This is a genomic window from Actinacidiphila sp. bgisy160 (genome assembly GCF_057707815.1).
The window spans coordinates 1-12,752 of record NZ_JBYIQW010000038.1 but is presented as its reverse complement, the minus strand read 5'-3'; the positions used below and the strand labels follow the sequence as shown (position 1 = coordinate 12,752).

Below are 12,752 nucleotides of genomic sequence, written 5' to 3'. Positions count from 1 at the left end.
CTTGAAGCTTCAAGTTGCACTGTAACAGATCAGCTTGAAGCTTCAAGCGGTCCGATAGCCTGGGGACCATGACGAAGAACACAGCGGCACCGGCCACCCCCGCCGCGGCCGAGCCGCGCTGGCTGCGGGGCGGCGAGCTGACCGCGTGGATGTCCATGGCCCGGGTCATGGCCCGGCTCCTGCCGGCACTGGAGCGCGAGCTGGAGCGAGACGCCGACCTGAACTGGATGGAGTACCACGTCCTCGCGATGCTCTCCGAGCAGGAGCGGCACACCGTGAGGATGAGCGTGCTCGCGGACCGCGCGAACTCGTCCCTGTCGCGGCTGTCGCACGTGGTGCGGCGCCTGGAGCACCAGGGCTTCGTCCGCCGTGAGCCGGACCCCGAGGACGGCCGCTACACCCTGGCGATCCTGACCCCCGAGGGGTACGAGAAGCTCGCGGCCTCGGCGCCCGCGCACGTCGAGGCTGTGCGCCGGATGGTCCTGGACCCGCTGGACCCGGGCGAGCTGGAGACGCTCGCGCCCGTCTTCGACCGCATCTACGCCGCCGTCGACGCCGCGGAGCGCGGCCGCTGACGTGGAAAGGGGTCGCTGCGGGCGGCTCGTGGCAGCCCGCAGCGACCCCTGGCGCGGCCTGACTCATGGTCAGGAGTTCATCCGGTGCGGACGTGCGGGCGCCGCGCCGGCTCGGGTCGGGCGGGGGTGGCGGCCGCGGTCGCCGCTGTTGCCGCGACCGCGGCGGCGGCCTTCCTCGCACGGGTGAGCCGCGAGATGGCACTCCTCGGGATGCCGGTGGGGGGAACGCGCGGGTCGCCGGTGGGGCGGCGCTGCATCCCACGCGTACGGCACGGCCTGAAAGCCGACTTCATCGCCGACGACCGTGAACGAGGGGCGGGTAGGCGCACGTGCACTCAGGGGACGGGTCAACTGCTTGCTCGGTGCGGGACCCAGGCTAGGGTCTCGGCCCTGTCGTCCCAATGAGGGAAGCCCCTAACCCCGGTTGCGTAGGGAAACCCCTCGGTCACACCATGTGTCCGGCAGCGGGTATCCGGGTCGGGGCGGCGCGGCTCCGCCGCCGGGGGCTGCGGGGACCGGCGGCGGGCGGCCGGTCGCGCGATGTCCGGCCGGGAGCGGATGCCCCGGCCGGGGCCCGGGTCAGCCGGCCCGGCGGCCGGCGGCCAGTCGCACGATGTCCACCCGGGAGCGGATGCCGAGCTTGCGGTAGACCCGGGTCAGGGTCGCCTCGACCGTCTTCACGCTGATGAACAGGGTCGCCGCGATCTCCCGGTTGGTGGCGCCCTCCAGGACGAGCGCGGCCACCTGGCGTTCCATGGAGGCCAGCCCGTCCAGCTCCGGCGGCGCTGCCGCCACGGGGGCCGCCGGGGCCGGGCCCACCTGCTCCAGCCACGGCAGGGCCTTGGACCGCCGGAACAGCCGGGCGGCCTCGTCCAGTGCCACGCGGGCCGCCGCGCGGTTGCGCCGGTCCGCCTCGACCCGGGCCAGCGCGAAGACGGCGCGTGCCTCCTCCAGCCCGTAGCCGAGCGCCGCCAGCCGCTGCCGGGCCCCGGTCAGCACCGCCACCGCCCCGTCGGTGTCGCCGCGGGCGGCGAGCAGCATGCCCTCGGCGCGCTCCAGGACGGCCAAGATGCTCTGCCGGCCGAGCCGCAGTGCGTGCCTGCGCGTCTGGTCGATGACCTCCCGCGCCTCACCGAGCGCGCCGGTCAGCACCAGGCCCTCGGCGAGGTCGCCCTGCCAGCGGCCGCGCGCGGGCTCCGTCACGCCCATCTCGCGCTCCAGCGCGCGTACCCGGCGCAGCGCGTCCACCGCGCCCTGCGGATCGGCGCCGACCAGCCGCGCGTGCCCGAGCGCGTACAACGCCCGTGTCATGTAAGGCATGTCGCTGTCCGCCTCGGCCCGCCGCACCGCGTCCCCGGCCAGTGACAGGGCGCGTTCCACCGTGCCGCCCGCCGCCTCGGCCAGGGCCGCGATCTGCAGCGCGAAGCCCTCGCCGATGCCGATGTCCTCGGCCAGCCGCAGGCTTTCGCGGGCCAGGTCGAGCGCCGTCCCGCAGCGGCCGGAGCGCAGCTCGATCTCGGCGAGGCTGCGCACGGAGTAGACCTCGCTCTCCACCGCGCCACGCTGCCGTGCCTCGCCGGCCAGCCAGGTCAACACCGCTCGCGCCTCGTCGAGCTGATCGCTCATCAGAAGGTAGCGGGAGCGGATGTAGACCGGGCCGTTGTGGTTCGTGGCCACGTCCGGGTCCTGCGGCTCGGCGGAGGCCAGGGCGAGGGTGGCGGCGGCGTCGGGGTGCCCCATCGTCGTCTCGTTGAGCGCCTTGAAGGACAGCGCCAGCAACTCGGTGCGCCGGTCGCCTGCCCGCGCGGCGAGCTCCGCCGAGCGGGCGGCTTCGGCGCGCGCCTCGTGCATCCGGCCGTCCACCAGGAACCGCCAGGCGAGTTGGTAGCGCACCAGACCCTGCAGCCGCGGGTCGTCGCCCGCGTCCGCCAGGGCCTGCGGGAAGACGTCGTCGACCTCGGACAGGGCCTGCCCGACCGAGTCGATCACCACGCTCCAGGCCCGCACCCGGTCCGCCGGGATCGTGGCCTGTGCCAGCACCTCGCGGGCCGTGGCCCGGGCGAGCTCGGGCTCCGCGGCGGTCAGCGCGTCCTCGGCGGCCCGCAGCCGCCGCTCGTCCGCGGTGGGTTCCGTGCCCTGCGGGGTGTGCCGGGCGGCGAGCAGGCCGAGTTGGGCGGCCACCGAGGGGGCGCCGCGGGCCCGGGCCTCGTCCGCTGCCTCGGCCAGGCTCGCCGCGACCCGCTCGTCCTTGCCGCTCGTGGCCAGCGCCAGGTGCCGGGCGCGCTCGATCGGGTCGCATGCCGCCTCGGCCAGCGCGGCGTGGGCGCTGCGCCGGTCCTCCGGGGTCGCCTCCGCGTACAGCGCCGCGGATATCAGCGGATGCGCGAAACGCACCAGCCCGGTGCCGTCGTGATGGTCCATCTCCACCAGGCCGAGCGAGGCGGCCACGCCCGTCTCGCTCTCGGCGTTGGCGCGGCCGGCGCCGCGCAGCGTCGCGAGGGTCGGACGGGCCCCCGCGCTGGCGATGAGCAGCGTGCGGCGGGTCTCCGCGGAGAGCATCTCCAGCCGGTTGAGCACCAGGGTGCGCAGCGAGGTCGGCACCGGCAGCGGCTCCCCGGGGCGCGGCGGGGTGCGGCTCTCCGCGAGGGCGCGGCCGAGCTCCAGGGCGAAGAGCGGATTGCCGCCGCTGGTGCGGTGGATGTCCCGGACGACCGCGCGCGGCAGGCCCGTGTGCCCGCGGTCGTGGAGGAGTTCGGAGACGTCCGGCCGGGACAGCGGCGTGACCCGCAGCGTGAGCACGTCCTGCGGGAAGGCGCGCAGATAGCGGTCGTGCTGGTCCTGGGGATCGGAGTCGGTGCGTACGGCGCCCAGTACCCGCACCGGCAGACCGGCGATGCGGCGGGCCGCGAAGGCCAGCAGTTCGGCGCTGGCCGGGTCCACCCACTGCAGGTCGTCGACGACGATCAGCACCGGGCCGTCGGCGGCCAGCGCCCGCAGCACCGACAGCACGGCCAGGCGCAGCGCGAGCCCGTCCCGTTGCAGCGAGGACTCCCCGCGGCCGGTGAGCGCGGACTCCAGCGCGGCCCGCTGCGGCGCGGGCAGGCTGCCGGACACCTGGCCGGCGACCAGGCCGAGCAGATCGACCAGGGCGAGGAACGGGAGGTGGGATTCGGATTCGGTCGCGGAACAGCGCAGCACCGTCGGCTCGCCGCCGTATTCCTCGGTGAGTGTCCGCAATACGGTGGACTTCCCGATTCCGGCCGGTCCGTACAGCAGCAGGCTGCCCCCCTGGGCCAGCTGCCCGCGGGCGCGCGCGAGCACCTCACCTCGCCCAATCACCTGGTCGGGTCGGGGTCTGGCCGGCACGTCGAAGCCCTGCTCCACGGTCGCCGCTCCCCTCATGTCGTGTCCGGGACAATGCTATGCAAAGAGCCGTGAAACCCGCCGCCGTTGGCGTGGCCCTTCGACTTCCGTCCGGTGTAAGGAATTGCACCGCCGCCGCCGAATTGATGTCGTGCGATGGGCGGCAAAGTCGGGAAATGCGCGGGGGCAGCGGCCTGCTGAACACCGGACCATTCGTCAGGCCCGCCCCCGTCCCGCGCGTGCCGGTGGACACACCCCGAATGATCGGTCCGATCCCGTCGGCGGTCAAACCCCAAAATCGCCCCGGGCGAACCGAACATGGCGGCTTGTCAGGACTTCCGGTCCTGCCCCGCTCGCGGTGCTTTGCGCGCGAACGCGGTACCTCAGGGAAGCAGACCGGCACGGCGAGCGGCGACGACCGCCTCGAGGCGGGTGCGGGCACCGAGCTTGCGCATGGCCGAGCGCAGATAGCTCTTGACCGTCTCCGGGCGCAGCCCCAGCCGGTCGCCGGCGACGGCGTTGGTGGCCCCCGTGGCCACGCACGCCAGGACGTCCAGCTCACGGGAGGACAACGCGACCGGCCGCCCGGTGGGGGAGCCGTGCCCGGCGCCGCTCGCCGCCGCCAGCCGGCCGCACGCGGCGAGCAGTTCCTGCCGCAGCAGCGGATCGGCGACCCGCCCGGCCAGCGCCCGCAGTTCCCCGTGGGCCTCGCGGACCTCCTCCCAGGCCGCCGGGTCCCCGGCGGTCGGCTGCCGGCACGTGGACAGCAGGCGGTCGGCCTCGTCCCGGACCACCAGCCGCTGCTCCAGCTCGCGCGCCGCCTCCACAGCGGCGCTCACCGGACGGTCGCCCAGCGCCAGCGGATGGCGCAGCGCGCCATAGAGCACCCCGCGCACCCGGCGCCGCACGACCACCGGCACCGCCAGGACCGAGCGCAGGCCCTCGGCGGCCACCGCCGCGTCGTACTCGTGGCTGATCACCCGCGACGTGCTGTAGTCGGTGACGGCCAGCGGCCGGGACAGCGCGATCGTCTTGCCGCCCAGGCCGTTGCCCGTGGTGACGGCGAGTCCCTGCAGGGAGACCGTGGCCGTGCCGGACAACTCGGTGATGCGCAGTCGGCGCGGTTCCGGGAGCAGCCCCCCGAAGGCCACCGGCAGACCGGTGGTGCGCCGCATCCTCAGCAGGGCCGCCCGCAGCTCCGCCGCCTCGCCCGATCCCGTCACGCCCTCGCCGCTCCTTCACCCCCGTTCGGGGGTAGTGAGAGCCTCGTCACTGACAACAGGATGCTACTGAAGCGGGCCGGCAACGAGGAGGACACATGACGGCAACCAGCCGGACGGAAGAGTTCCGGGCGGCCCGGGACTTCCTGCTGCGCCACCGCGAGGACTACAAGGCGGCGTACGAGGGCTTCCGCTGGCCTCGGCCCGAGCACTTCAACTGGGCGCTGGACTGGTTCGACGTCATCGCCCGTGACAACGACCGCCCCGCCCTCCACATCGTCGAGGAGGACGGCACCGGGTCCGTCGTCTCCTTCGCCGCGATGTCCGAGCGCTCCGCCCGGGTCGCGAACCGGCTCCGCGGCCTCGGGGTGGGCGCCGGCGACCGGATCGTGGTGATGCTCGGCAACCAGACCGAGCTCTGGGAGACCGCCCTGGCCGCCATGAAGCTGCGCGCCGTGGTCATCCCGGCCACCCCGCTGCTCGGCCCCGCCGACCTCACCGACCGCGTGGAGCGCGGCCGGGCCCGCCATGTGATCGTCCGGGCGGCGGACACGGCGAAGTTCGAGCAGGTGCCGGGGGAGTACACCAGGATCGCCGTCGGTGGCGCGCCCGCGGGCTGGCACGTCTACGAGGACGCCTACGACGCCCCCACGGACTTCACGCCCGACGGGGACACCCGCGGTGACGACCCGCTGATGCTGTACTTCACCTCCGGCACCACCGCCAAGCCCAAGCTCGTCGAGCACACCCATCTGTCCTACCCCGTGGGCCACCTGGCGACGATGTACTGGATCGGCCTTGGTCCCGGCGACGTCCACCTCAACATCTCATCGCCCGGCTGGGCCAAGCACGCCTGGTCCAACCTCTTCGCGCCGTGGAACGCCGAGGCGACGGTCTTCATCCACAACTACACCCGCTTCGACGCGGGCCGCCTGATGGCCGAGATGGACCGGGCCGGCGTCACGAGCTTCTGCGCGCCGCCCACCGTCTGGCGGATGCTGATCCAGGCCGACCTCGGCGTGCTGCGCACCCCGCCGCGCGAGGTCGTCGCCGCCGGGGAGCCGCTCAACCCGGAGGTCATCGAGCACGTGCGGCGCGCCTGGGGCCTGACCATCCGGGACGGCTTCGGCCAGACCGAGACGGCCGTCCAGGTCTCCAACTCGCCCGGACAGCCGCTCAAGCCGGGCTCCATGGGCCGCCCCAGCCCCGGGTACGCGGTCGAACTCGTCGACCCGGTCACCGGCAAGCCCGGCGGCGAGGGAGAGATCTGCCTCGACCTGTCCACCCGTCCGGTGGGCCTGATGACCGGTTACGAGGGCGACCCGGAGCGCACCGCCGAGGCGATGGCCGGCGGCCGGTACCGCACCGGTGACATCGGCTCCCGCGACGCCGAGGGCTACATCACCTACATCGGGCGAGCCGACGACGTCTTGAAGACGTCAAGATCAGGGGGCATTGCTTTTCGATCGCGGATCGCGGCGTGACGGCCACGGGCGCCACAGACGGGAGCAGGGGAAACCGATGCGGGTTCCGATGACGATCGCCGACTTCCTGGACCGGGCCGAGCTGGGTTTCGCGGCCAGTCCTGGTGTGATCGACGAGCCGAACCAGCCGGCGGCGCCGGTGCCGTCCTCGACGTACGGGCGGTTGGGTGAGCGCGTCCGAGCGTGGCAGGCGGGGCTGGACGCGCTGGGGGTGGGGGAGGGCGCGCGGGTGGCGGTGGTCAGTCACAACTCGGCCCGTCTGCTGGAGCTGTTGTTCGCGGTGCCGATGAGCGGGCGGATCTGTGTGCCGGTGAACTTCCGTCTGAAGGCGGAGGAGATCGAGTACGTGGTGCGGCAGAGCGGCGCCTCGGTGCTACTGGTCGACCCCGAGGTCCAGGACACGGTGGCGGACATCAAGGTGGAGCACCGGTTCGTGCTGGGGGAGCAGACCGAGGTCGACCTGATGCGGTTCGGTGTCGAGCCGCGTCCGTGGTCCCATCCGGACGAGGATGCCACCGCGACGATCAATTACACCTCGGGGACGACTGCCCGGCCGAAGGGGGTGCAGCTCACGCACCGCAATGTCTGGGTGAACGGGTTGACCTTCGGTCTGCACACCCGGGCGTGGGAGCGGGACGTGTACCTGCACACGCTGCCGATGTTCCACTGCAACGGCTGGGGCATGCCGTTCGTGATGGCCGGTCTCGGCGTGAAGCAGGTGGTGCTGCGGAAGGTGGACGGGGCGGAGATCCTGCGGCGGGTGGATGAGCACGGGGTGACGCTGATGTGCGGTGCTCCGGCGGTGTGGAACGCGGTGCTGGACGCGGCGGCGGGCTGGGAGAGGGAGGTCCCTGGGCGGGATCGGGTGCGGATCGTGTGTGCGGGGGCGCCGCCGCCCAGCCGGATGATCCAGCGGGTGGAGGAGGAGCTGGGTTGGGAGTTCACCCAGATCTACGGGTTGACGGAGACCTCGCCGGTTCTGACGTTCAACCGGACGCGGCCGGAGGACGACGGACTGCCGGCGCGGGAGCGGGCGCGGAAACTGTCCCGGGCGGGGTTGCCGGCGCTGGGGGTGAAACTTCACATCGCGGATTCAGGTGAGGTGCTGGCGCGGTCGAATGTGGTCCTGGACGGCTACTGGGAGAAGCCGGAGGCGACGGAGGCGGTGCTGGAGGGCGGCTGGTTCCACACTGGGGACGGCGGGTCGATCGACGAGGCGGACGGGCATCTGACGATCTCCGACCGGAAGAAGGACGTGATCATCACCGGGGGTGAGAACGTCTCGTCGATCGAGGTGGAGGACACGATCTTCAGTCATCCGGCGGTGGCGGAGGCGGCGGTCATCGGGGTGCCGGATGCGAAGTGGGGAGAGACGATCAAGGCATTGGTGGTGCTGGCCGAGGGCGCCGAAGTATCCGAGGCGGAGATCATCGCGTATTGCAAGCAGCGCATGGCAGGGTACAAGGCTCCCACTTCGGTCGAATTCCGGGACGCGATCCCGCGGACGGCGACGGGGAAGATCCAGAAGTTCAAGTTGCGGGAGCCGTACTGGGCGGGCCACGACCGGGGCGTCCACTGACCCTCCCTTGCGCGCCGAGGCCGACCGGGGACAGCCCCCGGCGTACAGCTTGACTCGTCTGCCATCGTGGCCCCGACCAGGGCGTTTGTCCTGGTCGGGGCCACACGGCGTTCGGTCGGGTTCCCGCCCCTACCTGCGGTTCTCCGGCATTCCCCGCGCGATTGTGGTCAGCCGAAGGCCTTTTTGTCGGCCCAGCCGCCGTCGATGACGATCTTGGTGGCGGAGGAGCTGGCCCAGGTGGCGGTGGGGATGTAGACGCGTACTCTGCCGTCGGAGAGGAGGGCCCAGATGTCCGGGATGCGGTCGCCGTTGACGTCGGGGGTGCCTAGGACAAGGGGAAGGCCGGTCAGCGTCCAACCTGTGCCGTACTCGGTGTCGACTCCGGTGAGGGATCCGGCTGCGGTGGCGAGGGAGGTGAGGCTGGTGCCGCCATTTCCGCTGGAACTGCCGAGGCGGAGGAGGAGTCGGTCGGTGTTGAAGGTGCGGTAGGTCAGGTCGGCCCATCCGTCGCCGTTGACGTCTCCGACGTTGACCAGGTCACGGGTGTCCCAGCCGCTGGTGAGGAGTGGGGTGGCGGTGGTGAAAGCCGCGCCGGTGTAGCCGGTGAAGGCCCACAGCGTGCTGCCGGCGGTGGCGAACAGGTCGGGGCGTTTGTCGCCGGTGATGTCGCCGGTGGCGAGGATCTGGGTGAGTGTGGCTGGGTCGGGCGCGTTGCTGGGGAGGAGTAGCTGGGTGCGTTGGCTGATGTCGACGCTGCCGTAGCCGTCGCCCCGGTATGCGTAGAGGTTTCCGTCGGGCATACGGGCGATGAGGTCTTGAATGCCGTCGCCCGGCAGAAAGTCGCCGTTGTGCGTTATGAGTGCGGGGGTGCCTGCAGTGTTGGTCCAGTAGCCGTCGGCGAGTGGCTTGCCGTTGTTGTGTGCGCCTGGCAGGGAGCGGTGGATGTCGCCGGTTTGGTCTGCGGGGTAGAGCCGCAGGTTCCCCTTTTCGTCGATGACGTAGAGGTCGGCGCTCTTGTCACCGGTGACATCGCCTGGGGAGTCGGCGGTGTTCTTGGGGGTGACGTAGAAGACGTAGGCGGTCCGTTCGGAGGTGTTGCCTGAGGCATCGACGGCAACGGCGTACAGGACGTTGGGGCCGGCGACTTTTGGCCGGATGGCGACGGTGACGCTGCCTCCGGGGGAGACCGACTTGACCATGTCGTAGGCGCCGCTGTTGATCGAGTACTTGTACGTCACCGTGTCAGTTGAGCCGCTGGGGCTGAAGGTGACGTATCCGTCGGTGCCGAAGGGCTTGGCGCTCCAACTGGTGCCGGTGCTGTTCTCTTCGGGGAAGTCGGTGGAGGTGATGTCTGGCGAGTTTGGTTTGGAGGCGTCGAAGACGAAGCCGCAGTTGTTGTTGTGGGGGGCGTAGGTGGAGGCGGTGCCTGTGGAATCTATGGCTCGTACCCGCCACCAGTATTTGGAGCCGTTGACGAAGTTGGATGAGGCCACGGTGACGCTGGCGTGGCCGTTGGCGTCGACGGTCCGGTTGCCGTCGATGATCTTGTTGGCGCTGTCTCCGCTCGGCCAGAGCTCGAAGTCGAGGTACTTCAGGTCGCCGTCGGTGTCGCTCGAGGTGGCGGCGAAGGTGAGGTCGGACTTGCCGACTGATGAGGCGGCTTCGACGTCGCAGTCGGGCCCCGGGGTCATGGTGAGTTTGGTGGGCTCGTTGGGCTTGTGGTTGTAGGTGATCTTCAGGTAGGGCGAGTTGCTGCTGCTGGCCTCGAACTTCTTCCACGCGTAGGCAGAGTCTTCGGTGGCGGCTTGCAACCCGAGGGTGATCTTGGTCCAGCCGTTGTCCGCGGCGTCCTGGGCCAGTGAGGTGGCGGTGAACTTCACCCAGTTGTCCGGGCAGCTGCTGCTGTACCCATGCGCGACGCTCTGAGCGTCGACCTGCTCGATCCACGAGGGCTGGTTGTTCCAGGTGGTGGAGGAGCTGATGCCGCCGGTACGCCACAGTTGGACGCTGCGGGCGGAGCAGGACCAGGAGTAGGTCTCCAGGGCGTAGAAGGAGGCCGACGAGACGGCTGCGCCCTTGAGCTTGCTGTCCAGGGAGAGCTGGAAGAAGGAGCGGGACAGGCCGCCGGTGGTGGACTCGTAGCCGACGCGGGCGGTGTCGGTGCCGTCGTTGAAGTTGGTGCCGTTCCAGAAGCTCGAGGTCGGATAGGTCCGGTAGGCGGTAGTCCAGTTGTTGGTGTGCCCGGTCATGGACGGGTCGATGAAGACCGGGTAGACGGTGGAATCGCCTGTCAGCAGCTTCGGGTTGGGCTTGATGTGCAGGGAGCGGTCGGTGAGGGTGATCTGTGCCAGGGCGTCGTGGCTGCCCGGCTGAGGGCCGGCCAGTCCGGCCAGGGAAAGGACTGACTCCGCTCCGGCGCCGGTGGTGAAGGCCGCAGGCCGCGCTCCGCTGGTGGTGGTGCGCTGCTGGTAGGCGGCCGGGCTGGCGCTGGGGTCGTCGGTGGTGGCGGCGGTGTCGTCGCTGTCGTCGGGGGTGTGGGTGGCGTTGGGGTCGGAGGTGTCGGCCGGGTCTTCTGGCGGGTCGACGTCCGGGCCGGCCGAGGGAAGCGGGTCCTCGGTGGGCCGTTGCGGCTGGGGGTCGTCGCCTTCGGTGGTGGCGGGCTTTCCGGCGGAGTCCCACATGTAGGGGGTGGGGGAGACGGCTATCTCTCGGCCGGTGGTGTCCTTGGCGTGGACGACGTGGGTGACCGGGTCGAGGGTGAAGGCCAGGTCGGGCGAGGTCAGGCCGTAGGAGACTTCGGCGAGGGCCGGATCGTCGGCGGCCTGCGGGGTTTTGACGATCAGCAGGTTGGAGAACCCGGCGTCGCGCGCCGTCAGCAGCAGGTCGACCCCGGGCAGGACCTCCTGGTACAGGGCCCGTGGCCCGTCGATGACCGGGGCGGGCAGTAGGCCGGGCCAGGTCATGGTGAGCTGGTGCCCGTCGGTGGTGAAGGTCACCAGATCCGTGGATGAGGCCGCGTCCTGAGGGGCGGTGACAGTGGCTGGCCGGATCTGACCGCGATGGGACCGGTCGGCGCGGCTCGCCGCGCGGCTGCCGCCGGAGAAGACCACGGGGCTGTTCACGGCCTTGGGGGCCCAGCCGCCACCCTTGACACGGCGCAGATCGGTGTCGATCGGCCGCCAGGTCCCGTCGACCTTGGCCCGGAACGGCAGGGCACGGGTTTCCAGTTCGAAGCTGCCGTCCGGGCGGGCCCAGGTGGTGCTGTTTGCGTCGCGCAGCGCGGTGACCTCCACCCGCTTGCCCGCAGCGCGGGCCTTGGAAACGGCGGCAGCCTCGTCCAGCAGCCTTGGCGCGGCCACCTGCTCTTTTCCGCGCGCGGGGGAGGGGGCGTGGTGGAGGGCGGGCAACTGGGTCAGGCCGAGAGCGGCGGCCACCGCGGTTGCCAGCACCGCACCGACCCGCCCCTGACTACGAGGCGTGCGCAGCCATGGTCTGTCCACGAAACGTCTTCCCTCCCCGAAACCCGGCTTCGCCGGGTACTGCTTTTGCGCACCTCTTCGGGCGCAATACGTGCCCGCCCGCGCCCCGCCGCCTGAATTTCAGGTTGGGGCACAGAGGTGCCAGCAGATCATGCACGACCGGGCGAGTAAATGCCAGTGTTCTCGCGTATTCCGTCAAGCGATCCGAACGCGTGGGAACCGTTTGCGTGATGTGCAGGACCTGTGATTCCCGGCAATTCACCGTAACCATCGTGTGCGGATGGTGTCTCGTCGCCGTACGGGTCGGGACGTGCAGCTGGGTGTTTTGGAATAATCTTGCCGCTTATTTTCGCATGTGAGCACCTTGTAAAGGAAAGTGTTTACGCTGTCGAAATGCCGCAATCCTGAATCTTCTCCGGGTCGACATGTCTTGGTCGCGAATTCCCTGTGTGACGGGCATCACATTGGCTGTTTCGTGTTTGACGGCGGATGAAATGAGGGCAGAGGATTCGGCGGATTCTTGTGTTGTCTTCGGGGTGGGGCGCGCGCTTTTTGGGCGCGGGTTTCCTGCCGGCCGCCATGGGGGGCTGTTCGGTGTTTGGTTCGCTGTCGTGGTCCGGCCGAGGTGCGCTGCCCCGTACCTCCAAAGCTCGCTCGCGTACGCGCCGGGTCCGGCTGGGCATGGGGGCGGCGATTATGGCCGCCTTGGTGGTGGGGCTGCTGCCGGCGCAGGCGATGGCGGCGCCGCCACCGGGCGGGGACCGGTCGGGCGTGGACCTCATCGACATTCCTCCCGAGGAGAAGGCCACCGACGCCGACACCGGGGTCCTGGACGACCTGACCGGCGAAGCGACCGTGCCACCGGTGGAATACGAGCCGGTCAACACCACCGCGCCGGCGGGTGGCCAGGGCGAGGTGACGCTGACCGATCCGGTCGCGGGTGGTCTGGTGCAGGCCGGTTCCCTGCCGGTGTTGCTGGGTGCTCCCGAGGACGCGGACACCCCAGAGGAACTGGATCCGCTCAAGGGCACCTGGCAGGTGGAGGTTGCAAC

General features: G+C 70.9%; 6 protein-coding genes and 1 pseudogene. 4 read left to right on the top strand and 3 right to left on the bottom strand.

Going from position 1 to position 12,752, the window contains the following annotated elements:
- Window positions 1–68 precede the first annotated feature (68 nt).
- A complete protein-coding gene (locus AC3EUJ_RS25775; protein WP_431965277.1) occupies window positions 69–575 on the top strand; it encodes a MarR family winged helix-turn-helix transcriptional regulator in 507 nt (168 codons plus the stop codon).
- A gap of 579 nt (window positions 576–1,154) precedes the next feature.
- Here the strand turns inward: AC3EUJ_RS25775 and AC3EUJ_RS25770 are convergent.
- Both AC3EUJ_RS25770 and AC3EUJ_RS25765 read right to left on the bottom strand, forming a co-directional pair.
- On the bottom strand, window positions 1,155–3,977 hold the full coding sequence (locus AC3EUJ_RS25770) for a helix-turn-helix transcriptional regulator (RefSeq protein WP_431965275.1): 2,823 nt from the start codon (window positions 3,975–3,977) through the stop codon (window positions 1,155–1,157).
- Between the two features lie 344 nt (window positions 3,978–4,321).
- Window positions 4,322–5,161: a helix-turn-helix transcriptional regulator gene (locus AC3EUJ_RS25765; protein WP_431965273.1), complete on the bottom strand. Its 840-nt coding sequence runs from the start codon at window positions 5,159–5,161 to the stop codon at window positions 4,322–4,324.
- 95 nt (window positions 5,162–5,256) lie between these two features.
- Between AC3EUJ_RS25765 and AC3EUJ_RS25760 the strand changes: the two are divergent.
- Window positions 5,257–6,600, top strand: a pseudogene (locus AC3EUJ_RS25760) (AMP-binding protein); the annotation flags it as partial.
- A gap of 79 nt (window positions 6,601–6,679) precedes the next feature.
- Complete coding sequence (locus AC3EUJ_RS25755; protein ID WP_431965271.1) at window positions 6,680–8,221, top strand: AMP-binding protein; 1,542 nt, start codon at window positions 6,680–6,682, stop codon at window positions 8,219–8,221.
- Between the two features lie 167 nt (window positions 8,222–8,388).
- Here the strand turns inward: AC3EUJ_RS25755 and AC3EUJ_RS25750 are convergent, their stop codons facing one another.
- The gene (locus AC3EUJ_RS25750) at window positions 8,389–11,721 is read right to left on the bottom strand and encodes a DNRLRE domain-containing protein (protein ID WP_431965269.1); all 3,333 of its coding nucleotides are present in this window, start codon (window positions 11,719–11,721) and stop codon (window positions 8,389–8,391) included.
- Between the two features lie 501 nt (window positions 11,722–12,222).
- Here AC3EUJ_RS25750 and AC3EUJ_RS25745 point away from each other — a divergent pair.
- Window positions 12,223–12,752, top strand: a 530-nt coding sequence (locus AC3EUJ_RS25745; RefSeq protein WP_431965267.1) for a hypothetical protein, incomplete at its 3' end; no start/stop codon positions are given.

What these genes read in the sequence shown, in the direction of transcription:
- AC3EUJ_RS25770 (WP_431965275.1), bottom strand. Translation starts at nt 3,977, where the DNA reads ATGAGGGGAGCGGCGACCGTGGAGCAGGGCTTCGACGTGCCGGCCAGA.
- AC3EUJ_RS25775 (WP_431965277.1), top strand. Translation starts at nt 69, where the DNA reads ATGACGAAGAACACAGCGGCACCGGCCACCCCCGCCGCGGCCGAGCCG.
- AC3EUJ_RS25755 (WP_431965271.1), top strand. Translation starts at nt 6,680, where the DNA reads ATGCGGGTTCCGATGACGATCGCCGACTTCCTGGACCGGGCCGAGCTG.